General features: G+C 38.2%; 24 protein-coding genes. 1 reads left to right on the top strand and 23 read right to left on the bottom strand.

Annotated elements, in window-relative coordinates; all coding sequences use genetic code 11:
* Positions 1–21: 21 nt before the first annotated feature.
* From JNUCC25_RS10850 to JNUCC25_RS10830, 5 genes are all read right to left on the bottom strand, one after another.
* Positions 22–1,893: a PTS fructose transporter subunit IIABC gene (locus JNUCC25_RS10850; protein WP_013056836.1), complete on the bottom strand. Its 1,872-nt coding sequence runs from the start codon at positions 1,891–1,893 to the stop codon at positions 22–24.
* 12 nt (positions 1,894–1,905) lie between these two features.
* The gene (gene pfkB, locus JNUCC25_RS10845) at positions 1,906–2,820 is read right to left on the bottom strand and encodes a 1-phosphofructokinase (protein ID WP_029321497.1); all 915 of its coding nucleotides are present in this window, start codon (positions 2,818–2,820) and stop codon (positions 1,906–1,908) included.
* Complete coding sequence (locus tag JNUCC25_RS10840; RefSeq protein ID WP_013056834.1) at positions 2,817–3,569, bottom strand: DeoR/GlpR family DNA-binding transcription regulator; 753 nt, start codon at positions 3,567–3,569, stop codon at positions 2,817–2,819. The genes pfkB and JNUCC25_RS10840 overlap by 4 nt, the downstream gene beginning before the upstream one ends.
* Positions 3,570–3,950: 381 nt before the next feature.
* The gene (locus JNUCC25_RS10835; protein WP_013056833.1) at positions 3,951–4,091 is read right to left on the bottom strand and encodes a hypothetical protein; all 141 of its coding nucleotides are present in this window, start codon (positions 4,089–4,091) and stop codon (positions 3,951–3,953) included.
* Positions 4,092–4,213: 122 nt separating this feature from the next.
* Positions 4,214–4,567: a YolD-like family protein gene (locus JNUCC25_RS10830; RefSeq protein ID WP_013056832.1), complete on the bottom strand. Its 354-nt coding sequence runs from the start codon at positions 4,565–4,567 to the stop codon at positions 4,214–4,216.
* Positions 4,568–4,815: 248 nt separating this feature from the next.
* Here JNUCC25_RS10830 and JNUCC25_RS10825 point away from each other — a divergent pair, with 248 nt between their 5' ends.
* The gene (locus JNUCC25_RS10825) at positions 4,816–5,655 is read left to right on the top strand and encodes a YitT family protein (protein WP_013056831.1); all 840 of its coding nucleotides are present in this window, start codon (positions 4,816–4,818) and stop codon (positions 5,653–5,655) included.
* Between the two features lie 31 nt (positions 5,656–5,686).
* Here the strand turns inward: JNUCC25_RS10825 and JNUCC25_RS10820 are convergent, their stop codons facing one another.
* The 18 genes from JNUCC25_RS10820 to JNUCC25_RS10735 form a co-directional block, all read right to left on the bottom strand.
* On the bottom strand, positions 5,687–6,421 hold the full coding sequence (locus tag JNUCC25_RS10820) for an ABC transporter permease (RefSeq protein WP_064471620.1): 735 nt from the start codon (positions 6,419–6,421) through the stop codon (positions 5,687–5,689).
* Entirely contained in the window at positions 6,422–7,129 is a 708-nt protein-coding gene (locus tag JNUCC25_RS10815) for an ABC transporter permease (RefSeq protein ID WP_064471619.1), read from the bottom strand.
* The gene (locus JNUCC25_RS10810) at positions 7,104–8,039 is read right to left on the bottom strand and encodes an ABC transporter ATP-binding protein (protein ID WP_064471618.1); all 936 of its coding nucleotides are present in this window, start codon (positions 8,037–8,039) and stop codon (positions 7,104–7,106) included. Before JNUCC25_RS10810 ends, JNUCC25_RS10815 begins: the two co-directional genes overlap by 26 nt.
* Before the next feature lie 85 nt (positions 8,040–8,124).
* Positions 8,125–9,489 carry a sensor histidine kinase gene (locus tag JNUCC25_RS10805; protein WP_064471617.1) on the bottom strand — a complete coding sequence of 455 codons (1,365 nt, stop codon included), beginning with the start codon at positions 9,487–9,489 and terminating at the stop codon, positions 8,125–8,127.
* Positions 9,486–10,154: a response regulator transcription factor gene (locus JNUCC25_RS10800; RefSeq protein ID WP_064471616.1), complete on the bottom strand. Its 669-nt coding sequence runs from the start codon at positions 10,152–10,154 to the stop codon at positions 9,486–9,488. The genes JNUCC25_RS10805 and JNUCC25_RS10800 overlap by 4 nt, the downstream gene beginning before the upstream one ends.
* A gap of 82 nt (positions 10,155–10,236) precedes the next feature.
* The gene (locus JNUCC25_RS10795) at positions 10,237–11,232 is read right to left on the bottom strand and encodes a ketoacyl-ACP synthase III (protein WP_035438927.1); all 996 of its coding nucleotides are present in this window, start codon (positions 11,230–11,232) and stop codon (positions 10,237–10,239) included.
* Positions 11,233–11,340: 108 nt separating this feature from the next.
* The gene (locus JNUCC25_RS10790) at positions 11,341–12,414 is read right to left on the bottom strand and encodes a sulfate/molybdate ABC transporter ATP-binding protein (RefSeq protein ID WP_013056829.1); all 1,074 of its coding nucleotides are present in this window, start codon (positions 12,412–12,414) and stop codon (positions 11,341–11,343) included.
* A gap of 19 nt (positions 12,415–12,433) precedes the next feature.
* Positions 12,434–13,300, bottom strand: a complete 867-nt coding sequence (gene cysW / locus JNUCC25_RS10785; RefSeq protein ID WP_078081759.1) for a sulfate ABC transporter permease subunit CysW — start codon at positions 13,298–13,300, stop codon at positions 12,434–12,436.
* A 12-nt stretch (positions 13,301–13,312) separates the two neighbouring features.
* Positions 13,313–14,149 (bottom strand): sulfate ABC transporter permease subunit CysT, encoded by an 837-nt coding sequence (gene cysT / locus JNUCC25_RS10780; RefSeq protein ID WP_013082952.1) that lies wholly within the window; start codon positions 14,147–14,149, stop codon positions 13,313–13,315.
* A gap of 94 nt (positions 14,150–14,243) precedes the next feature.
* Complete coding sequence (locus JNUCC25_RS10775) at positions 14,244–15,308, bottom strand: sulfate ABC transporter substrate-binding protein (protein ID WP_013056826.1); 1,065 nt, start codon at positions 15,306–15,308, stop codon at positions 14,244–14,246.
* A gap of 252 nt (positions 15,309–15,560) precedes the next feature.
* Complete coding sequence (locus JNUCC25_RS10770) at positions 15,561–15,713, bottom strand: Fur-regulated basic protein FbpA (RefSeq protein WP_013056825.1); 153 nt, start codon at positions 15,711–15,713, stop codon at positions 15,561–15,563.
* A gap of 342 nt (positions 15,714–16,055) precedes the next feature.
* Entirely contained in the window at positions 16,056–16,220 is a 165-nt protein-coding gene (locus tag JNUCC25_RS10765; protein ID WP_013056824.1) for a YezD family protein, read from the bottom strand.
* A 372-nt stretch (positions 16,221–16,592) separates the two neighbouring features.
* Positions 16,593–17,972 carry a sensor histidine kinase gene (locus JNUCC25_RS10760; RefSeq protein WP_078081758.1) on the bottom strand — a complete coding sequence of 460 codons (1,380 nt, stop codon included), beginning with the start codon at positions 17,970–17,972 and terminating at the stop codon, positions 16,593–16,595.
* A 1-nt stretch (position 17,973) separates the two neighbouring features.
* On the bottom strand, positions 17,974–18,648 hold the full coding sequence (locus JNUCC25_RS10755) for a response regulator transcription factor (RefSeq protein ID WP_013056822.1): 675 nt from the start codon (positions 18,646–18,648) through the stop codon (positions 17,974–17,976).
* A 144-nt stretch (positions 18,649–18,792) separates the two neighbouring features.
* The gene (gene galU, locus JNUCC25_RS10750) at positions 18,793–19,680 is read right to left on the bottom strand and encodes a UTP--glucose-1-phosphate uridylyltransferase GalU (protein WP_013056821.1); all 888 of its coding nucleotides are present in this window, start codon (positions 19,678–19,680) and stop codon (positions 18,793–18,795) included.
* The gene (locus tag JNUCC25_RS10745) at positions 19,677–20,081 is read right to left on the bottom strand and encodes a GtrA family protein (protein WP_013056820.1); all 405 of its coding nucleotides are present in this window, start codon (positions 20,079–20,081) and stop codon (positions 19,677–19,679) included. Before JNUCC25_RS10745 ends, galU begins: the two co-directional genes overlap by 4 nt.
* On the bottom strand, positions 20,074–21,039 hold the full coding sequence (locus tag JNUCC25_RS10740; protein WP_029321473.1) for a glycosyltransferase family 2 protein: 966 nt from the start codon (positions 21,037–21,039) through the stop codon (positions 20,074–20,076). The genes JNUCC25_RS10745 and JNUCC25_RS10740 overlap by 8 nt, the downstream gene beginning before the upstream one ends.
* A 13-nt stretch (positions 21,040–21,052) precedes the next feature.
* On the bottom strand, positions 21,053–23,326 hold the full coding sequence (locus JNUCC25_RS10735) for a glycosyltransferase family 39 protein (protein WP_029321471.1): 2,274 nt from the start codon (positions 23,324–23,326) through the stop codon (positions 21,053–21,055).
* Between the last annotated feature and the right edge of the window lie 59 nt (positions 23,327–23,385).

Below are 23,385 nucleotides of genomic sequence, written 5' to 3'. Positions count from 1 at the left end.
TGTAAAATCAGTCTTTATTTGTTATTCTGCTTTTGGCTTTTTTAATACACCTACAAGGACCGCTGTTACAATTGCACCAATTAAAATTGCTAGTGCATATAAAAGAGGATTTCCTTGTACAATTCCGATAACGAATACGCCGCCGTGTGGTGCTGGTAAACCGATGTGGAACATCATTGTTAAAGCACCTGCTACTGCAGCACCGATAACCGATGCGGGAATCACACGTCCTGGGTCAGCTGCTGCGAATGGAATCGCACCTTCTGTGATAAATGAAAGACCCATTACATAACACGTTTTACCTGTTTCGCGCTCTTGGCGAGTAAATTTGTTTTTGAACAAAGTTGTCGCAATAGCCATACCTAATGGTGGAACCATACCGCCTGCCATAATCGCTGCGTGTGGTGCATAGTTTCCAGCATCAATCATTGCAATACCAAATGTAAAGGCTGCTTTATTGATAGGGCCACCCATATCAATCGCCATCATACCGCCTAAGATAATACCTAATAATACTAAGTTACCTGTACCAAATCCACTTAACCAGTGCGTTAATCCTTTGTTAATTGCACTAACTGGCTCATTTACAACATAAAGCATAATCAATCCTGAGATAAAAATCCCAAATAGCGGATAAAGAAGAACTGGCTTAATTCCATCAAGCGCTTGCGGTAAACCGCTGAATAATTTCTTTAACCCCACTACTACATAACCTGCTAAGAAACCAGCGATTAAACCACCTAAGAAACCGCCTCCGCCAGAAGCTGCTAAAAGACCTGCAACCATACCGGGAGCTAAACCAGGACGATCAGCAATACTCATTGCAATAAACCCTGCTAGTACTGGTACTAGTAAGAAGAATGCATTATCTCCGCCAATTGTTTTTAGCGCCGCTGCAAATGCATTGTACGTTGGATCTTTCGGCTCTGCTGAGTGAATGCCAAACATAAATGAAATGGCAATTAAGATCCCGCCCCCTACAACAAACGGAAGCATTGCGGATACACCGCTCATTAGGTGCTTGTAAAACCCTGTACGCTCTGATCCTTTACTTTCTCCGCCTTCTTTGCTGCCACCGCCGCCGCTGTATACAGGAGCGTCTCCTTTTAACGCGCGGTTAATTAATTCTTCCGGCTTGCGAATTCCTTCAGCTACTGGAACTTGAATGACTTTTTTACCTGCAAAACGTTCCATTTCTACTTGCTTGTCCGCTGCAACGATAATAGCGGTAGCGTTTTCAATTTCTTCCTTCGTCAACGCGTTTTTAACTCCGCTGGAACCGTTTGTTTCAACTTTGAGCGTCACATTCATGTCTTTCGCTTTTGCTTTTAAGCTGTCCGCTGCCATATATGTGTGAGCAATTCCCGTTGGACAAGCCGTTACAGCAAGCACTAATTGATCTGAAGCTGTATCTACTTCCTCTTCCGGCGCTTCATTTTCAGTTTCTTTATCATCAATTGCTTTAATGACTTCATCAATTGATGATGCTGTTAGCAACGTTTTTCGGAACGATTCATCCATTAATAACGTAGACAAACGAGATAGTGTTTCTAAGTGAGCATTATTCGCTCCTTCACTCGCTGCAATCATGAAGAATAAGTGTGCAGGCTGTCCGTCTAAAGATTCATAATCAATACCTTCTGTTGAGCGTCCAAATGCAATGGCCGGTGTTTTTACCGAGCTTGTTTTTGCATGCGGAATGGCAATGCCTTCCCCAATTCCCGTTGTGCTTTGAGATTCACGATTTAAAATTGCTTCTTTATAGCCAGCTCGGTCGCTTAAGCGACCAGCTTCGTCTAATTTCCCAACTAATTCATCAATAACATCAGCTTTTGATGTGCTTTTTAAATCAAGAATGATTGTATCTTTTTTTAATAGTTCTGTAATTCTCATTCTCGGTTCCCCCTACTCTACCTTTGTGATTGACACTTGTTCACGAAGCGTCTTTACATCTTCTGCTGTACATAATTCAAGTGAGAATGCTGTGGCACTTCCTGAAGCTACTCCTGTTTGAAAAGCTTCTAATAAATCTCCTTGTTTTACATAAGAAGCAATAAATCCAGCTACAAGTGAATCGCCAGCTCCAACAGAATTTTTCACCGTTCCTTTAGGGACTGTGGCACTGTAGACACCGCTTTCGTTAATAAGAAGTGCTCCATCACCTGCCATAGACACAACGACGTTTTGCGCTCCTTGTTCCACGAGCTTCTTACCGTATACTAGCGCATCTTCTGCACTTTTTACTTCTACATCAAACAATTCTGCAAGTTCATGATGATTGGGTTTGATAAAAAACGGCTTGTGGGACACGACGTCTAGCAAAGTTTTTCCACTTGCATCTACTACAACTTTTACTCCGTTCGCTGATGCTAGTTCAGTTAACGTTTTATACACAGAACTTGGAAGCGTTTTCGGTATACTCCCTGCTAATACGAAGATATCGCCTTCAGTCATTTGCTTTACTTGAGTCAATAAAGACTGAAGCGCTTCGTCTGTAATAGCAGGTCCTTGACCGTTAATTTCTGTTTCTTTTTCTGTTTTTAACTTTACGTTAATACGGGTATCTCCCTCAACTCTTGTAAAAGCTGTTTCGATATTCTCCGCTTTTAAGTAGTCTTCGATATAGGTTCCTGTAAAGCCGGCTACAAAACCGAGGGCTTTATTATCAACACCTAATCTCTTTAAAACGCGAGAGACGTTAATGCCTTTTCCTCCTGGAAACTTGGCTTCATTCGTTGTGCGGTTAAGCCCGCCTTCTTCGAATGCTGAAACATGTACTACGTAATCAACGGATGGGTTCAACGTACATGTATAAATCATGATTTCACAACCTTTATGTCTGTTTTGTTTGCATACTGTATAAGTACATCGCTAGGTACGTCATTTGTTATAATTTTTGCTTCATGTAAATCGGCTATTTTCGCAAAGCTTGTTTCAAAAAACTTAGTGGAATCTGATAAAATATAAGATTCTCTAGACAGCTTCATTGCCGTTTGCTTGATCAATGCTTCTTCTGGATCAGGAGTTGTATATCCATATTGATGATGAATCCCATTCGCTCCCATAAAGCACTTATCAAAACGATATTGCTCAAGACTTAAAAGAGCTCCATTGCCAATTAAAGCGCCCGTTTTATGTTTAACAGATCCCCCAATTAAATAGAGGGTGATACCTTGTTCTAGCATCGGGTTTAAATGCATTAAACCATTTGTCACGACAACTACATCTTTTTGCTTTAAAAAAGGAATCATTTCATACGTTGTAGTTCCTGCATCTAAAAAAATACAGTCACCTTCATTTATAATGGAAGCCGCATACTCTGCAATGTTTCGTTTATCTTGAACATTTTTAGCAGATTTTTCGATAACGCTCAGTTCGATTCGTTTACTGCGAATAAGCGAAGCGCCACCGTGAACACGTTTGAGCATTTGCTCTTCTTCTAGTTGACTTAAGTCTCTTCTAATGGTGGATTCCGAAGCGCCTGTAACTTCGATAAACTCTTGCACTTTTACAAGTTCTTTCTCTTTTAAAAGTTTTAAGATTAGTTGATGTCTCTCCGGCGTTAACATGTTCTAGCTCCTTTTTCAAAAAAGCGTTTTCATTTATTTCATGTACTTACTTTATCACGGTTTACATTCAAAATCAATCATAAAAAATCAAAAACATTCATTTTTTTAATTACAAAATAAAGTTTTTTGAACGAACAATTAGATTTGTATTTGGTTTAATAATAGTTCGTACAAAAGGAAATATGCTGGTAATTCAAGAATTTGTCTACTTTTCTCATTATATGTAAAGGTTTTCTTCTACTCAATTAGCTATGACTGTTTTTGACTATTTCTTGACCGATTGAATTTTTCTGACTGAATCGAGTATAGCTTATCCTGATTTCATAAAAGCCTACACACAAAAAAAGTTGTCCACCTTTTTGGACAACTCAAAGTGACCCATCATTTAAATAAAAACAGAAGCATATATAATATGGAAGCAAGGGCAGAAGAAATAGCTAAACTTGAGATAAAACGAACGAGTCTTTTTTTAATGAACTGCGTTAATTCGATTTCTCTTACTTGAGTTTTTTCATTTTGCATACAATAATCCCTTCTTTAATTAAAATTTCCTAGTAGCTAGAAGTTACTACTCGCAGAATATGCTTTTATGTATTGTATGCATGCGTTAAAAAAAAGATACAAAACGAACAAAAAAGCTACTCTTAGCTAGAGTAGCTTTCATCTTTCCATACATCTGCTTCAATTACTGCATCCGCTCGAATCGAATATGTATAATAAGGGCCTGTAACCATCAGCGTATTCGACTGCAGTGAGACTTTATCAATCGTCACTCGTTCATACCTTTGAATATGTCCTGCTTCATAGACGTGAAGCGTTACTGGATGATGCTCCGAGTAACTGTTCATAATGACATTTTCAATATGCTCAATCTTTTCTTTTTTCAACCCTAAAGACTGCTTATGCGCCTCGGGACTGTACATTTTCTTCATTTTCTCTAAATGCTCGGGCATTACTAACTTTGCATACTGTTTTAGTTCATCTTGATACACGTTCATTCTCCCCCTTGACTCTTGCTTCTATTTTACCGAACGAACATTCTCATTGCAAAACTTTTTAATCAAAATAAAAGCAAACAATTCATTTTTTCATACTCCATAAAAACTGTCAAAAGATTTTATGTTAATAGCAGAAACTGATTTTTAAAAAAATAATAATATCCCATCTTTAATTCGCTCTCTAGAGTTGGTATAATACATTGTCATGACTGTGTTTTCGGAGTTTTTGATGATTGGAGGTAACGTTCATGATTAATAAAATAAAAGAAATTATCCTCATTATTCTAGGGAGCCTCATTTTTGCACTGGCCATTAATTACTTTGCCATTCCAAATGAATTAGCTGAAGGCGGTGTAACCGGTGTAACAATGATTACCTATTATGTATTAGGCTGGTCTCCCGGTATCACAAACTTTATATTAAACGGTTTGCTGGTACTGATCGGATACAAACTGCTTCACAAACGTGTTATTGCTTACACAATTATATGTATTATTTTCACGTCTCTATTCCTACATATAACTGAAGGACTGGGAAATCCTCTTGACGATACGTTACTGGGGGCTATTTTTGCTGGTATTTTAGCTGGTGTAGGACTTGGACTTGTGTTTAGAGGAGGCGGAACTTCCGGAGGCTCTGCAGTTATTGCCCGTTTAGCTAATCAATATCTAGACTGGAATATTAGCAAAACGATGCTGGCAATTGACTTATTAGTTGTAGCAAGCGCTTATTTTGTTATCGGTGGAGAAAAGACGATGTATACGGTTATTTCTCTTTACATCGGAACAAAGGTGCTTGATTATATCATTGAAGGACTCAACCCTCGCAAAGCAATCACCATTATTTCACACCGTTCAGCTGAAGTAGCCGAACAAGTCAATAAAAAGATGGAGCGCGGAGTCACCGTCTTTTCTGCTCATGGAAGCTATACAAAAGAAGCAAAAGACGTATTGTACGTCGTTGTGAACAAACAAGAACTTCTGGAGTTGAAGCGCATTATTCATAAAGTTGACGAACAGGCTTTTGTGGTCGTCCACGATGTGCGCGACGTCTTTGGAGTAGGTTTTACCATTCCAAAAGCCAGCTGAAAACCCGCTATAAAAAAGCGGGTTTTTTCTATTATATATGTTTGCGCTGAAAATACAGTAAACCTGCTGCTACAAAAAGCAGAAAACTGCTTATAATAACCACTAAGAAATTCTGTGTAGTCAGCATCAACCCCCATGATGCTTTTCCGGTTACACCTAACATTCCATACATTGGCTGAGTCCATGGGTACCAGGGGCCAAATCGTTCAGAATTAGCAACGAATAAATTCGGTAGTGTTAAAATGACGTTGACTGTTAAAGATGCTCCAAAGCTAGAAAGTGCCATTGACACAGCTAGCATAAACGCTAGAATTGGCAACACTGCAACCCAGCCGCCTAGCATATTTCCAGCTATCATTTTTAGTGGAATAGCATTCGGATAGTCTTTCAACATGCCAACTCCTAATAAAACAACAAATACAAGCACTTGAAGAATTCCCATGAAAGCTGCTGCTGTGATCAATTTTGCTCCGTACACTGATGTCCTTGTCACAGGAAGAGATAATAATTGCTTCCACCCTCCCGCTTCGTGTTCATATCGACAGATGAACGATGTTACTAACCCGCCGATTAACGGATAAAACAGTAAGCCGTGAACATTGGCAATCAAAGCATCTGCCATTAACCATTTCATCCTCCCGCTTGGCATTGCCTGATCACCTACAAAAAGGATAGCAGCGATAAGAATGGGACTAACAAAAAGGTAAGTCCAGGCTTTTGTTTTAAACAATTTAAACCATTCTATCTTGCATAATTGCCACAACATTTAGGCCACATCCTTTTTGATAAAGTGAAGAGCACCTGCAGCATATAAAAAAACGCCGATAATTACACCTGTTATCATATATGTATTCCGATAATCGGAAAACACTAGCATTGGCCATTGCCAGAAAAACCAGCTCGGCAATTCTCTCATACCACTCATTGTCACACTCATAACAATACCTAGTGCAAGAGAACGACTTTGATTTTTAAAAAGCATAGACAGCCATATTTGAATAGCTACAAACGGAATGGCTGAAAAGAACGGATAAAAGGTATAAACAAAAAGAGTTTTCCAAGAAGGAGGCAGACCAAATCCTAACCACCACCCTAGCCCAATTATACCGATTAATAGAACAGCAGAAGCGATAAGTAGCATAAACATAACTACTACAAATTTTGCTGTATAAACACTCAGTCTGCTCACAGGTAAGCTCAGCAGCTGCTTCCATGAGCTTCTATGATATTCAATATGCGCTACATTTGAAGCAAGAATTGTTCCTCCCAGTAAAAAAGCTATTGGAAGCGTGATGTTTAGTTCATGCAAAAGACCTTCCCACACATTCGGATTTTGCTGAATTAAATATTCATATCGAACGCTATAATCAACTAGCGTTAAGCCAATCACACCCGCTGGACCTAAAAATAGTAAAAACCAGATCCATTTTCTTTTTAACTTTATACACTCAGCCTGCAGTATTTTTGTGAACATATCCATTCTCCTCGCTCGTCAGCTTTAAAAAGATATCTTCTAATGATTTCGATTTTTCTTCAACTCGGTAGATTGAGACATTTTCTTGCACAAGCTGATAAACAAGATGTGCCACTTGCTCATGATCAATATAATCTAAAAGAAGACTGTTTTTATCGATAGTAGGTACAAACCCGTTTGCTAATAGTATTGTTTTAGACTTTTCTATCTCTCCTGTTGTAAATGCCACTTGATGCTTAGCCTTTTTGCGAAGCGATTCAATCGATCCATTAAATAGCATCTTTCCTTTTGTAATAATGCCTACTTGAGTCGCTAAATGGTCAATTTCATAGAGCAAATGACTTGAAATCAATACGGTAACTCCGTTTTTTCCTGGCATTTCTTTAATTAATGAACGAATTTCTTGAATTCCTGCAGGATCCAGTCCGTTGGTTGGTTCGTCTAAGATTAATAAACGAGGATTTCCGAGGAGTGCAGAAGCAATACCAAGCCGCTGTTTCATCCCAAGAGAAAAGCCTTTGACTGGACGATTTGCTTCTTTCGCTAATTTTACAATATCTAGTACTTCATCCACTCTGCTTTTAGATACACCTAGTATTTTGCGAAGTACCTCTAGGTTTTCTCTTGCAGTTAAATGCGCATAGTAGGAAGGGCTCTCTACAAGCGAACCTATCTTTTTTAAGGCTTGAATATGCTGCCTGTGATTTTTTATTCTTTCTCCAAACAGCTCGATTTTCCCGCTCGTTGGCTTCATTAGCCCAAGCAGCATTCGAATCGTTGTCGTCTTCCCTGCTCCATTAGGTCCTAAAAACCCGTAGATTTCTCCTTCTTTAATGGATAAATTCACTTCATTTACAGCTTCTGCTCCTTTAAATACTTTTATCAGCTGAGTCGTTTTAACAATTTCCACTTTTATCACCTCTCTTTTACTATAAACAGCCAAAGTTAAGCGGAAGGAAAAGAAAGGTTAAAATTCGTTTAAAAAAGCGAGTGAATTAATCACTCGCTTTGTACACAATTTGAATATCCGTTCCATGTTTTGTAGAATGAATTGACCACGTTAACCCCATTTCTTTAATCATCGCATCCACAATCGCTAGACCTACACCGTTTTGCTTCGTACCGCTATTCTTTTTAAAGCCTGACCCTTTATCAGAAATGGTGAGAGATGATAAACCATGCTCTTGAACAAGGCGAAAGCCAATAAAGTTACCTTCTTTGGCATGACGAACGACATTTTGACATAAATTATCTATTATTCTTTCTAACCACTGAACATCTCCGCGCCAATATATGGACTGAGAAGGGAGTTGAATATCCACTTCCATATTCCGTTCTTCAAATAGTGGATACCATTGTGCAATGCTTTTTCTAAGAAATCGAGCCATATTAACTTCCTCTTCCCGATACGGATATTTTCCATTTAACAGCAGAGTATAGGAAAATAAATTATCTATTAAATCACTAACAAATTCTACTTTCGTATCAATTACCTCAAGAGATTGTTGAACGTTCAAGGCGATTTTTTGGTTTTTCAGGTGATAAATATGAGTTCGAACAGTCGTGAGCGGTGTTCTTAAGTCATGCGATAGACTCATAATTAAGTCTTGCCGCAGCTGTTCTTCTTGCTGCTCTCGGTTCCGGCTTTCATGAAGCTGTTTAACCATTTGATTAAACGATTGTTCTAGCTGACCAATTTCATCCGTAGACCCAGATACAACAGGTAAAGGAATTCCTTGCTCGTCTTTGTTGTTCATAGCAGCTTGTAACGCTCGCAGCCTTTTTCGAATTCGAAGAAAAAAGAATAGAGAAAGTACAATAAAAGAAAGCACAATGATAAAAACAAATCCTAAATAAATATTATAGTAGGCTGGGTCTAGCCTTTGAATAGGAAGCTCAACGGCTTTTTCTGGCACTTCAATGACCATAAAACCTTGCTTTTTATCTGTTCCAATAAAGGTAATAACCGTATACGGATCGTTTCCGTATCGTTTTTTTATAAATTCAGCCGTATAAGACGATGACCATTGCTTCGGAAGGGATTCATGGTAAGGAAGCGGAAGCTGTGTTTGTCCATCTTCGTTTACCCAGAACATTGAAGCTTCAGGGTATTTTTCTTTTAATAATTTTAGCTTTTGATTAATTGTTTTCTCACTTGCTCCTTCTAGCTTTCGGGCTTCTTCATTCCACATTTGTTCGTAGTAGCTTTTTCCTTTATACTCTTCATTTAATAATCCTTGAATATGCATAAAAGGAACGGTGATCAGCCATGAGCCTGCAAAAAATGATACCGGTATAATTAGTACAGCTGCAATCATAATTAAGATATACTTCGTGATAAGAGACTGTGTAACGTTCATTGCTTCACCCTGTACCCAATCCCTCGTATTGTTTCAATAATTTCAGGCTTAGCTGCATTTTTCTCCAATTTTTCTCGCAAATAGCGAATATGTACCATTAATGTTTTATCTCCTTCTATATAACGCTCTTTCCACACCCCTTCATAAATTTGTTCTTTTGTTAAAATTTGATTCAAATGCTGAAGGAAATAAGTAAAAATATGAAATTGCTTACCTGTTAAACTAATTTCTTCACTTGTCTCTCTGTTCATCACGCGATAGTCTCTCATCGAAATATGCAAATGTTTTAAAATAAGCTCTTCTTTCTTTCTTGAAAATCTTCTTAACAGTACTTCAAGCCTTGCAAGCAGCTCTTCTGGATGAAACGGCTTTGTGACATAGTCATCGGCAAACTCTAGCCCCATGATTTTATCTTCTAGAGCTGTACGAGCTGAAAGCATTAAAATTGGGACATCAGGTGCTAGTTTTTTAAGCTTTTTTCCCACTGTAAATCCATCTAACCCAGGAAGCATTACATCTAAAATGACAATATCCGCTTGTTTAATAAACTGACTGGCGATATCTCCTGATTGTAACCAAGTAACTTCATAGTTTTGCTTTTTAAGCTCATTTTGAATCATTAATCCAATTTCTTTATTGTCTTCAATGTATAAAACGTGATTCATATGCACACCCCTTTACTTCTTTTTCCATTTTATCGAATTCTTCTTAGCAGTAAAAGACAAAAAAGCTAAAAGGCGACGCCTTTTAGCTTTTTTCTTTACACGTCCATTTGATTAACAGACCGCAGTGCGTTAATCCTCCTCCAAACCCATAGAGAATAAGGAGGTCATTATCCTGTACTTTTCCTGTCATTATTCCTTCGTTTAAAGCAAGCGGAATAGAAGCTGAAGATGTATTTCCGCAGTATTGCACACTCGTTAACGTTTTATCCATTGAAACATCTGTTTTAGCACAAATAGCTTCGATCATTCGAAGGTTTGCACTGTGCGGAATAAACCAATTTACATCAGAAAGAGAAATGGAAGTATCCTTTAATAATGCTTCTACTCCTTTTGGAATCGTTCGTACAGCAAAGCGATATACTTCACGTCCGTTTTGAACTAAATTTCCACTCGAGTTAATTTCTTTTCCTGAAAGAGTATTAGATAAATTAGAACGATATAAATTTCCCCCTCCGCTCCCGTCCGTTCCGTAGTGACATCCTAAGAAACTTGGGTTATGCTCGTCGTATTCTACAAGCATCGCTCCCGCTCCGTCACCGAACAGCACGCATGTTGCACGGTCCGTATAATCTGTAATTCTCGACATTACTTCGGCACCAATAACTAAAATCTTTTTATGCAATCCCGACGTCACTAAGCCGTTCGCCACATGAAGTCCATATGTAAAACCGGCGCATGCGGCACTTAAATCAAATGCAGCAGCTTGATCAATATGAAAGTAATCTTGAACCTGACATGCTACGCTAGGAAAAAAGTGATCAGGCGTTGTTGTCGAAACAATAATTGCATCTACATCTTCTATTTTTACATCATATCGGTTAAGCAAATTTTCAACGGCTTGAATGGCAAGCGTGGACGTGTATTCGCCTTCTCCTGCAATTCGTCGTTCTTTCATTCCCGTACGCTGTACAATCCATTCGTCACTTGTATCAACCATTTCTTTTAAATGGTCATTCGTTAATTTTTGCTTTGGTGTATATATCCCCATTCCCGTGATTCTAGCTTTTGATTGTATCATTTCTCCACCTCAAATCAGTTGATACTTAATTATAACATCTGCCTTTAATATCTGGTACTAATTTATTGTTAGATAAAAAGCGCAAAGGCATACCCTTTACGCTTTTTATCAAATAGAATAATCTTCTGGAATAAATACTTTTAGCTGCTTAGGCTTTACATACACCTGATCTCCGACTTGAAGGCTGAGTGTTTTATAATGCTCTTTGCTTAATTCAGCTTCTAAAAATTCTTCTGCATCTTCTCTTTTTAATTCAATTTGCACGATAGGTCCTATCACATGAATATGGCTAACGGTTGCAGAAACGGCATCTGCGCTTGTGTTTACCTTTTCAAGGTGAATATCATGAGGTCGCACATAACCAACAGCTGCTTCTTCATTTCTTCCGCTAAATTCTGGAACATCCATTTCAAAGCTTCCTTGTTTTAGTCTGCCTTTATGAATGCGGCCCTTGAATAAATTGACGTTCCCTAAAAAATCGTACACAAACGGACTGTTAGGATGATCATATACTTCCTCAGGACTTCCAATCTGCTCAATTTTTCCGTTGTTCATCACAACAATACGATCGGCCACATCTAAAGCTTCTTCTTGATCATGCGTAACGAATATACTCGTAATATGAAAGTCATTATGCAATTTACGCAGCCACCTGCGCAAATCTTTGCGAACTTTTGCATCCAAAGCTCCAAAAGGTTCGTCTAATAGCAGTACTTTAGGTTCCACTGCTAACGCTCGAGCAAGCGCCACTCGCTGCCGCTGTCCGCCGGATAATTGAGAGGGATAGCGATTTGCAAGCGGCTCTAGTTTCACAAGCTGCAGCAGCTCGGCTACTTTCTTGTTAATGTCCGCTTTAGAAGGTCGTGTTTTTTTAGGTCGTACTTTTAAACCATACGCAACGTTATCAAATACAGTCATATGTCTGAACAAAGCATAGTGTTGAAAAACAAACCCTACATTCCGCTCCTTTGGATTTACGTGCGTAATTTCCTTTCCATCAAATAAAATAGCTCCTTGATCAAGGTGTTCAAGACCGGCAATGATGCGAAGCAAAGATGTTTTTCCAGAACCGGACGGACCGAGTAAAGCTACTAATTCACCCGTTTGAATATCAATGTTAATAGAATCCAGCGCTTTAAAATCACCAAAGTTCTTTGATACGTGCTTAATATGGATACTCATCTCATAAGCTCCTTCCTATTTAAATATGCTTGGCTTTCCACTCGATAATGTTTTTCACAATTAAGGTAAAAATAGCTAAAACTGACATTAAAGAAGCTACCGCAAATGCGGCTGCAAATTGATATTCATTGTAGAGAATTTCAATATGAAGAGGCATCGTATTTGTCATTCCTCGAATGTGCCCAGACACAACGGAAACAGCTCCAAACTCCCCAATCGCCCGCGCATTACATAAAATAATGCCATATAATAAGCCCCATTTAATATTAGGTAACGTCACTAGAAAAAAAGTTTTGAAACCGCTGGCTCCTAACGTTAACGATGCTTCTTCTTCTGCTGATCCTTGAGCTTGCATAAGTGGAATTAATTCTTTAGCAACAAACGGCAGCGTTACAAAAAGCGTAGCTAAAATAATACCGGGAATAGCAAATACAATTTTAATATCTTGATTAAACAGCCATTCTCCGAATAACCCTTGTGCACCAAATAATAAAATAAAAACCAATCCAGCAATAACAGGCGAAACGGCAAACGGTAAATCAATAAGCGTAATTAAAAGATTTTTCCCTTTAAAATCAAACTTCGTAATTAACCATGCAGCTACTACGCCAAAAACGGCATTTAAAGGAACGGTAATAAGCACAACGATTAACGTTAGTTTAATAGCAGCCAAAGCATCCGGATTCGTAATCGCAGCTAGATACGTTTCCCACCCTTTTTGAAAAGCTGTCATAAAAATGGTGATGAGCGGAAGCACTAAGAATAGAGCTAAAAAAGCCAGCGCAATAAATGTAAGCAGCCATCGGACGACTTTGGGCTCTTTTAAACTAGAATGATTAAGTTCCACATTCGTTTTTGCATGCTGCATTGGAACATGTCCTGTCAATGCCATCCCTCCTTAACTATGTACAAATTTACGATTTGTCCACCATTGAATAATATTAATAAGTAATAACAGAAAAAATGATACAACGAGCATGACTGATGCAATAGCAGTAGCGCCCGCATAATCGTACTGCTCGAGTTTTGTCATAATAATAAGCGGCGTAATTTCAGTTTTCATCGGCATATTTCCAGCAATAAAAACAACTGACCCGTATTCTCCAAGCGCTCTTGCGAATGAAAGAGAAAAGCCTGTTAAAATAGCAGGCACCAGCTCTGGAAAAATAACTTTTCTGAACGTTTGCATTCGGCTGGCTCCTAAACTAGCAGATGCTTCTTCAATCTCTGCATTAAAGTTTTGCAATACTGGCTGCACCATTCGGACAACAAACGGCAGACCAATAAACGTCAGAGCGATAATAATTCCGATAGGCGTAAATGCGATTTTAAACGTAAATAATTGACCAATCCATCCTTTTGGGACGTAAAGAGTGGTCAAGGCAATGCCGGCAACAGCCGTTGGTAAAGCAAACGGCAAATCTACAAGTCCATCAATAAACCTCTTTCCTGGAAAATGATATCTCACTAATACCCATGCAATAATGGTTCCAAAAATAACATTAATAATGCCTGCTGCAAATGCTGCTCCAAAACTTAATTTATATGATGCTACTACTCTAGAGTCTGTAACAGTTTTAATAAAGTCGCTCCATCCCATAGATGCCGTATTTAAAAAAATCATAGCTAACGGAAAAAGCACAAGGATACTTGCATAAAACATCGTAAAACCTAAAGAAAGCCCAAATCCAGGTAAGATGCTTTTCTTTTTCTTCTGTCGTTGTAACACGCTCACGTCTTACACCTCTCTCTGCTTTCAAGATACATGTACACAGAAGATACGAATTACCATTCGTATCTTCCTCATTTACTTTTTTTAATGCATCATATTACTTTGGCTGATAAATCTGATCGAATGTTCCTCCATCGTTAAAATGGGTTTCTTGAGCTTTTTTCCAGCCGCCAAAATCTTTAATGGTGACTAGGTTAAGAGAAGGAAATTGATCTTTGTGTTTCTCTAATACTTTTTCATTTCGAGGACGATAGTAGTTTTCCGCTGCGATTTCCTGACCTTTTTCTGTATATAGATATTTCAAGTATGCTTTTGCTACCTTTGTTGTGCCTTTCTTTTCAGCTACTTTATCTACTACAGCAACAGGCGGTTCTGCTAAAATACTCAATGACGGTGTTACAATTTCAAATTTATCTTTTCCTAGCTCATTTAACGATAAGTAAGCTTCATTTTCCCATGCAATTAACACGTCTCCAATGCCCCGTTCTACAAACGTAGTTGTCGCTCCGCGTGCGCCTGAGTCTAACACTTCGACATTTCCATAAAGTTTACTCATGAAGTCTTCAATCTTTTTGTTATCTCCGTTATATTTATTCTTCGCGTATGCCCAAGCCGCTAAATAATTCCAGCGTGCGCCTCCAGAAGTTTTTGGATTTGGCGTAATAACGGATGTACCTTTTTTCGTTAAATCATCCCAATCTTTAATTCCCTTTGGATTTCCTTTACGAACTAAAAAAACAATTGTTGATGTGTATGGTGTAGAATTATGAGCCAATTCTTTTTCCCAGTCTTTGTTTAATAATTGGCGAGTTTGAGCGATTTCATCAATATCGTAAGCAAGCGCCAGCGTTACTACATCCGCTTCCAAACCGTCAATAACTGCTCGGCCTTGCTTACCAGAGCCACCGTGTGATTGCTTGATAGTAACGTCTTGCCCTGTTTTATCTTTCCAATAAGATGCAAAGCTCTTATTGAACTCCTGATAAAGCTCACGTGTAGGATCATATGAAACGTTTAAAAGCTCTACTGATTTTTTTGAATCGTTTTTACTCACAGAACTATCTTTCCCTGCTGTTTCAGTAGATTTCCCATTGCCGCAACCTGCTAGCACGACGAGCAATGCTGTTAGCACCATTAAAAACTGAACTGCTTTTTTCTTCATGTTTTACTCCCCTTTTTATAAAAAAATACAAAAAGGCTGCTATCTCTTTGAAAAGAGAAGCAGCCTTCAGTTAGTCTGATCAGCGTATATGCTCTTAAATTATTCTTATTAAATTTATTCGTAAGAATAAAAAGAAGATACTTTCTGAAAAGACAATTTATTCTTGTTTTTATAATAAACACACTTTACCTATTAGTCAACTAGGTTTTTAATCTTTTTTACACTTATTTTAGTTCTTTTTACGTGTTTTCCTTATTTACTGCGTGCCTGATACTCTTTTTCTAAGTCAGAGAGTGTGAGTTCAAAAAGATGATGGTTTTCTTTTTTGTAAATCCCTTTTTTCAGTAACTCTTCAATGAGGTATTGTTTTCTTTGCCGCACCGCTGCTCGTAATAAATTTTCCATCTTTTCTCCTCCTATTATATTAATTTAAGAATAAAAAAAAGACTTCTAACACAGGTCAGAAGCCTTCGGTAATCCGGTCAGCACAGGAATGAAACTGTCAGATTTTCATAATTTTAAAAAGTATAAAGCTGCTGCTTTAGCAGCTTTACACTTCTCATCGTCATACTCGTACAACCTATAATTTTAATTCAAAAAATTCTAAATCTTCGACCGGAAAAAAAGTCAATTTTTCTTCGAATACGCACGTTTTCTATATTTAATAAAGTACTTGCTTGCCCCGCCGTCAAGCATTCGCTAGCTAGGCTGTCCCTTCAGTTTCTCTAAATACGTATTTAAATAGGCTTATTTGTGGCTTGCTACTTTGCTTTTAGCTAAAAAGCGGTTTTTTTCCGTGCTGTCCACTTGAGTAATTTGTCCGTCGTGAAGAGTAATTAGTACAGATCCATAGTTGATTTCAGTTAGTAATTTAACAATATAATCTAATTTTTCTTGTGTAATTGAAGCCATTTTATCATTCTCCTATTCATAGATAAATTTATATTTTAGTTGCAGTTGAATAAACAAAGCGAACAACATCTATAAGTACTTGTATAATGTGCAGAAGATAAATACATGGTAATCCTCCCCATATGTTCAGTTGAAGATTGAGATTTTAATGACCACAACCAATGTACAGAAAAGGCCCACACTAGTAGCGAACAAGTATGAGCCTTCGGTTGACCGATCAGCTTCTTTAGCATCCCAATTTTTTCAAAAGATTTATACTATCTATATTATTTACACTTTACCTATATGTCAAGTAGGGATTAAAAAAATAAATAGATATTATTAAATTTTTTTATATCTTTGACCTAATAAAAAAGACTCATCTGCATGAACTTACACAGACGAGTCTTTTTTAGTCCTATTTTTTTGGATAGGCAGGGTTACCGTAAAAATGCTTCCTTGTTCTTTTTTGCTTTCAACACGTATTGCGCCCTCATGCAGCCGAACAATTTTTTTTGTAATGGCTAGACCGAGGCCGCTTCCTTTTAACGTTCTGGATTTATCTACTTTATAAAAGCTTTCAAAAATATATTTTTGATCTTCTTCGGCAATACCAATTCCATTATCCTTTATTTCCACGTCTATCTCTTCGTTTTTTTGATGAATGGATATTTTCACCAATCCATTTTCAGGCGTATATTTAATAGCATTTGTTACTAAATTCAGCCAAACTTGCTCCAACAAATCTTTATCTGCTTCCATTTGAACATTGGATAAATCAAGGTCAATTTCTATGTTCTTTTTTGTCCACTGAGGTTCTAAAGCCATGACCACATGCCTGATTTGTTCATCTAACCGGTATTGCTGCAGCGTTAGCGTTTGATGTTCAGAGTCTAGAGAAGCAAGCTTTAGCAAATTGGAACTAAGCTGAGAAAGTCTTGTACTTTCTTTTTCAATAATCGTTAAATATTGTATCTTTTTATCTTCACTGACGATATCATCTTTAAGTGCCGCTGAAAAACCACGAATAGAGGTCAGCGGTGATTGAATCTCATGCGAAACGCTAGCAATGAACTCTTGCCTCATCGTTTCTATTTTGTTTAATTCTTTAGTCATTTGATTAAAGTTTTTAGTTAACAAACCAATTTCATCATTTGTCGCGTGCTCGACTTGCACATTGTATTCGCCTTGTCCGACAACTTTCATCGCTGTACTGAGACGCTTAATCGGTTTAATAATAATCGTTGAAACATATGCAAATAATACAATACCTACTAATAAAATTGTAATAAGCTGGATATTTTGAACATCTTGAATAACTGAAAATTGCCGCTGTGGATGTGACTGAATAAATAGAGCATACGACCGTCCATTTTCTTTAAAAGGAAGACCCACTACGTTTGGCTGTGGACGATCACCTTTCTCCTCGTTTAAATTAGAATAACGCTTCCCGTCTAATACTTGATCTACTTCTTGCGGTGTAATTGGAATAGGCGGTCCTGGCTGTCCTAATACTTTTTCTTCATGCTGATCATCAATAATAATAAACGAAAAATGAATGAATGATGAATTAGATAAAAACCTTGCAGCTTTGTCGGAGTCTTCTGCTCCGTACAAATCGATAAAATCTTCTCCCATCTTCACCATATCCTGACCTAATCGCATTTCGAGCTTCTGCTTGCTAAGAAACGTCGTGACGACAACGGTAATCACAACGCTCAATAAAATTGTAATGATGAACGACAGAACCAGCTTTACATAAATTGATTTCACGTTAACACCCTTCTGCTCTATAGCCTAGTCCGCGAATTGTTTTGATTTCCATACCGACGTTTTTCATATGATTAAGCCTCTCTCGCAGACGTTTTATGTGAACGTCTACCGTGCGCTCATCGCCTTCATAATCATATCCCCAAATTAATTGAATAAGCTGATCACGAGTAAAAATCTTTCCTGGAGAACTAACTAACGTGAACAGTAATTCAAACTCTTTTAACGGCAGCTGTTCGCTTGTTTCTCCTGCACTCATCTCTAATTTGGTACGGTCTAGTTTTATATTCCCCATATAGATTACATTGTTAGCTTCTACTCGATACCTGCGTAAAAGAGCCTTTACACGAGCAACCATTTCCTGAGGATCAAAAGGTTTCACGACATAGTCGTCTGTTCCGATATCAAATCCTTTTAGCTTATCATGCGATTCGCCTCTAGCTGTTACCATTAAAACCGGTATATCAAAATACTCCTTAATTTCCTTTGTTAGTTCCCATCCGTCTTTAAATGGCATCATGATATCAACGACCGCTAGATCAATTCGAAACTCTTCCATTTTCGCCCACGCTTCTTCACCATCTGCTGCTTTTATAATTTTAAATCCTTGATTTTCTAAATATAATGATATCAGCTCTCGAATATGTTGATCATCATCTGCAACTAATATTTGAATCATACATGTCTCTCCCTATTCCTAAGTTTGTCCAGCTTTTACGCACAGTAAGCTCTCTGTTTATCGTAAACAGAGAGCCACATAAGATCATACAATGATTTTATACTTCAAATATGAACTGAATATGAACAAACTGATTAACTCTTATTAGCTGAAGTTGTTTGCTCGTTCTTTTTCTACAATTCCTTCCAAATACGATAAAAACGTTTGACGTAAATCTTTACGCTTTAACGCCACTTCTACCATTGCTTTCATATAGCCTATCTTATCTCCAATGTCAAAGCGCTGTCCTTCCAGTTCAAGAGCAAACAGCCGCTCTTTTTCACATACTACACGCAGTGCATCTGTTAATTGTAATTCATTTCCTACCCCTCTTTCAATGGTTTTTAGATAAGAAAAAATAGAAGGGTTTAAAATGTAGCGGCCCATAACGGCAATAGTTGACGGAGCTTGTTCTATCGATGGTTTTTCGATCAAGTCACTCACTTCATGAAGGCTGCCGGATTTATTTTTTGGCTGAATGATTCCGTATTTCGATACCTCTTCAACATCCACTTTTTGAACTCCGATAACTGATTGATTAGTCGTTTCATACGCTTGGATCATCTGTTTGAGCGCAGGTTCTTCAGAAGTCATAATATCATCTCCAAGAAGAACGGCAAACGGCTCATCTCCAATAAACTGCTCAGCACAAAGAATAGCATGACCGAGTCCTAACGGCTCTTTTTGACGAATATAGTGAATGCTGGCCATTGATGAGATCGTTTGTACTTCTTTTAACATGTCAAACTTGTGTTTTTCTTCAAGCATTTGCTCTAACTCAATTGATTTATCAAAATGGTCTTCAATTGATTTTTTGTTTCGTCCTGTAATAAAAATAATACTTTCAATGCCTGATTTCACAGCTTCTTCTACAATATATTGTACAGCAGGCTTATCGACAATTGGCAGCATTTCTTTCGGCTGCGCTTTTGTCGCTGGCAAAAATCGAGTTCCTAAACCGCCTACTGGAATAACTGCTTTTTTTATCGTCATATATGAATCCCTCTTTCTTTTTTAGTAGTAAATACAAATAATTTAGTACCAATAAAGTTGATACCGACACTTGCGATTGTAATTAAAAGTTTACTGATTAGCAGCGGTATACCCCATTTATTATATAGAACAGTCAACAGAAATGATGTTAGGGATAAAGTGATCAAATTTACGATCACAAATGAAATCACTTCACGCTTACTGCTTTTTTCTTTTCTCTCAAACGTCCATTTGCGATTCATGACATAACTGTTTAAAATGCCCACACTGTATGAAATCCACTGCGCTAGTATGTAGTTAACACCGATTGTTGTTAAAAGTGCGTATACTACAAAATCAATCAGTGTATTTACAACTCCTACTAACGCAAATTTAATAAAAGATATCCATTTGTTAGTCACGAAGTGATACTTCCTCGCGTGTTTCAAGCTGATACTTTTCACGGACGATATAGAGTGGACGATTTTTTGTTTCATCGTAGATGCGGCCAATATATTCTCCAATCATCCCAAGAATAATTAAAATGATGCCGCTAAAGAATAGCTGAATGACAATTAATGACGACCACCCGGTGATGGTGCTGTCTGTAAATAACTTCAAATACATCACCACTAAAAGATAAATAAAACCGATACCAGATAGAGTTACACCAGCATAGCTAGCTAGCTTTAGCGGTTTATAGGAAAAAGATGTAATGCCATCCATTGAAAGCTTCAGCATCTTTTTCAAAGGGTATTTCGACTCCCCGGCCAAACGCTCGTCTCGCTCATATTCTACTGCTATTTGCTTAAAGCCAACCCAGCTTACTAATCCGCGAACAAAGCGATTTTTTTCTTGAATGCTATTCATTTGATCGCACACTTTGCGATCTAGCAAACGGAAATCCCCTGTATCAAGCGGAATATCAATATCGGTCATCGCACGTAAGAAGCGATAAAACATAGCAGCCGTTTGTTTTTTAAAGTATGTTTCTCCTTTTCGCTTTGTACGCTTAGCATATACAACGTCAAACCCTTGCTTCCATTTTTCAATCATCTCTAAAATCAATTCGGGCGGATCTTGCAAATCAGCATCAATCACAACGACCGCCTCTCCTCTTGCATAATCCATACCAGCTGTAATAGCAATTTGATGACCAAAGTTACGGGCAAAATCTAATAAAACAACCGCTGGGTCTTGCTCACTGTACTCTTTAATGATTTCTGCTGTTCGATCTTTACTGCCGTCGTTCACGAAAAGAAGCTCGTAAGCTTCTTTCGTTGAACGCATCACTTCTGTGAGACGGCGGTAGGTTTCATGAATCACTTCTTCTTCGTTGTAGACAGGAACAACAATAGAATATTTAACAATGGAACTCATGTTCATGCCCTCCTTATTTAAGCGTTATTTCGTATAGTGTTCCGTTTCCAGATGGCCCTTGCTGAGCACTTGATGAAGTAGACTGCCACTTGGAAGAAGGAATCTCCTTACTATTTTCTTTAATCCACGTGATAACGTCAGATTGACCTCCCTTGCCCATTCCAGACAAGTAGAAATATTTCACTTCACCTTTTTTAATCATGGCTTTTAATTTACTTACCGTTAAAATTGGATCTGAACCGCTAAATCCACCCATTGCCATTACTGGCTTGCCCGTTTTGATAATGTAAGGCGCAGCTGAAGTTGAATCCGTTGTGGCAAATAAATATTTTTCACCTGTATTATTTTTTGTTAAATAGTTTAGTAGCTTTTGGTTTACTTCTGCGTTCATCCCTCCACTTTTTCGTTTTGAAGATGATGATTTGCTTGAAAAGCTATTTGGCATTTGACTATTATTGGATGAACCGCCTGGCATTTGCATTTGACCACTGTTTGAAGAACCGCTTGGCGGCTGCATTTGACCATTATTGGACGAACCGCCCGGCATTTGACCGCCGTTCGATGAACCGCTTGGCGGCTGCATTTGATTGTTCGATGATGAATTGCCGCTAGAGATTCCTGGAGGTTGCATGCCGTTAAAGCCAGACTGTTTGCTATTTGTAGCTGTGCTTGGAGGTCCTCCCATACCGCTTGAAGAATCAGGACCTGCTGATGGAAGCATGCTATTTCCACCATAAATAATTGGTGTCATCGCCCAGTACGCCGGCATCGCAAGTAAGACAACCATCGCTGCGGCTCCTAGGTAGTTCGTCAACGAATTTTTACGCTGTTTACGAATAGCTAAAACAAGAGCTAAAATGACGCCCAGTGCTCCTACACCTGCAATTGGCGCTACGCCGATTGAGCTGACATAAGGAGACATAATATATACTTGAAGTGCTGCTGTCGTTAAAATACCACCTGGTAGCAGCCATGATTTCCAGTCATTATGCTGTTTGTACATGCTCCATAAAGCTACTGCTCCCGCTCCGGCAAATGCAGCGATTGGAGGTGCCAGCATAATTAAATAATACTGATGGAAAAATCCTGCGATACTAAAGAAGACCGCTACTGGTAGCAGCCACGCTAACCAAAATAAACTTTCTTTTTGTTTTGCCGTGTAAGGCCCTTTAAATTTTACTCCGGCAAATAAACCCACGATTGAAAAGATTACAAATGGTAATAACCAGCTGATTTGATCTGATAAACCTTTTTGGAATAGTCGGAAGGGACCAGGATTCCCCGTGTTAAACATTCCGTTTTGATTCCCTCCGCCTGGAGCCTGCATCTTTTGAGAAAAGCTGCTCTTTCTTTGATTTGAGCTTTGTGAAGAATCAGCACTTGAATTACTATTTTGTTTTGTTTCACTGCTTGCTGTTTGCTGCTCAGTTTGAGCAGGCTGTTTATGACTGCTTCCCGTCACGCTTGTATTTCCAGTTAAACGATTGATACCGTTATATCCAAAAGCAAGCTCTAGAACTGAATTTGTTTGACTGCTTCCCATATAAGGTCGCTTATCAGCAGAAGTTGAATCTACTACAACTGCCCATGAGACAGAAACGGCAAGCATCAGTGCAGTTGCTGTTGTTAAGAAAGCAATTTTCTTTTTCCACGTGATTTTGGTTGCCACTACATAGAAAACATAAAATGCTGGTAAAACCATGTATGCTTGAAGCATTTTCATGTTAAATGCAACACCAATCATCGCAAAAGCCGCTAACACCCAGCCAAATTTAACCGTACGCACAGCACGAAACAACATCCATGTTGCTAATAATAATGTAAATACAAGCATACTATCGATATTATTTGTTCGGCTTACCGCCGGTACGATTGGCGTCAGGGCCATGGCAAGAGCAGCAAACCTCCCAGCCCATACGCCAAACGTACGTTTTATGAGTACGTATAGTAAAAGGACTGAACCGATGCCCGCTAAGGCTTGCGGTAAAATGACGCTCCACCCGTGAAATCCAAATATTTTGGCGCTAATTGTCTGAATCCAAAACACAACCGGCGGCTTATCAATCGTTACGTAGCCTCCTGGATCAAAAGATGCGTAAAAGAAATTATGAAAACTTTGAAGCATACTTTTGACAGCTGCCGTGTAATAAGCGTTGGCGTATTCATCTGTCCAAATTTTAAATAAGTTCAAAAACGCTGCAATTAAAACGATTGGAACTAAAAATAAGTCTATTCTTTTTTTATTTGAAGTTCGTTCTTCTTTCACTTCACTGTTCATGTGTTTCATTTCACTCCTTCGTAATTTCTGACTTTAGTCTAACAAGCATCTGTGAACTGATTATGAAC

The sequence above is a fragment of the Priestia sp. JNUCC 25 genome, from assembly GCF_053667915.1.
The sequence above is the reverse complement of the archived record's forward strand: the minus strand, read 5'-3'. Positions and strand labels throughout refer to the sequence as shown.

Coding starts and splice junctions, on each gene's coding strand:
- JNUCC25_RS10850 (WP_013056836.1), bottom strand. CDS start 1,893: ATGAGAATTACAGAACTATTAAAAAAAGATACAATCATTCTTGATTTA.
- pfkB (WP_029321497.1), bottom strand. CDS start 2,820: ATGATTTATACATGTACGTTGAACCCATCCGTTGATTACGTAGTACAT.
- JNUCC25_RS10840 (WP_013056834.1), bottom strand. CDS start 3,569: ATGTTAACGCCGGAGAGACATCAACTAATCTTAAAACTTTTAAAAGAG.
- JNUCC25_RS10835 (WP_013056833.1), bottom strand. CDS start 4,091: ATGCAAAATGAAAAAACTCAAGTAAGAGAAATCGAATTAACGCAGTTC.
- JNUCC25_RS10830 (WP_013056832.1), bottom strand. CDS start 4,567: ATGAACGTGTATCAAGATGAACTAAAACAGTATGCAAAGTTAGTAATG.
- JNUCC25_RS10825 (WP_013056831.1), top strand. CDS start 4,816: ATGATTAATAAAATAAAAGAAATTATCCTCATTATTCTAGGGAGCCTC.
- JNUCC25_RS10820 (WP_064471620.1), bottom strand. CDS start 6,421: ATGTTGTGGCAATTATGCAAGATAGAATGGTTTAAATTGTTTAAAACA.
- JNUCC25_RS10815 (WP_064471619.1), bottom strand. CDS start 7,129: ATGTTCACAAAAATACTGCAGGCTGAGTGTATAAAGTTAAAAAGAAAA.
- JNUCC25_RS10805 (WP_064471617.1), bottom strand. CDS start 9,489: ATGAACGTTACACAGTCTCTTATCACGAAGTATATCTTAATTATGATT.
- JNUCC25_RS10800 (WP_064471616.1), bottom strand. CDS start 10,154: ATGAATCACGTTTTATACATTGAAGACAATAAAGAAATTGGATTAATG.
- JNUCC25_RS10795 (WP_035438927.1), bottom strand. CDS start 11,232: ATGATACAATCAAAAGCTAGAATCACGGGAATGGGGATATATACACCA.
- JNUCC25_RS10790 (WP_013056829.1), bottom strand. CDS start 12,414: ATGAGTATCCATATTAAGCACGTATCAAAGAACTTTGGTGATTTTAAA.
- JNUCC25_RS10775 (WP_013056826.1), bottom strand. CDS start 15,308: ATGAAGAAAAAAGCAGTTCAGTTTTTAATGGTGCTAACAGCATTGCTC.
- JNUCC25_RS10770 (WP_013056825.1), bottom strand. CDS start 15,713: ATGGAAAATTTATTACGAGCAGCGGTGCGGCAAAGAAAACAATACCTC.
- JNUCC25_RS10765 (WP_013056824.1), bottom strand. CDS start 16,220: ATGGCTTCAATTACACAAGAAAAATTAGATTATATTGTTAAATTACTA.
- JNUCC25_RS10755 (WP_013056822.1), bottom strand. CDS start 18,648: ATGATTCAAATATTAGTTGCAGATGATGATCAACATATTCGAGAGCTG.
- galU (WP_013056821.1), bottom strand. CDS start 19,680: ATGACGATAAAAAAAGCAGTTATTCCAGTAGGCGGTTTAGGAACTCGA.
- JNUCC25_RS10740 (WP_029321473.1), bottom strand. CDS start 21,039: ATGAGTTCCATTGTTAAATATTCTATTGTTGTTCCTGTCTACAACGAA.
- JNUCC25_RS10735 (WP_029321471.1), bottom strand. CDS start 23,326: ATGAAACACATGAACAGTGAAGTGAAAGAAGAACGAACTTCAAATAAA.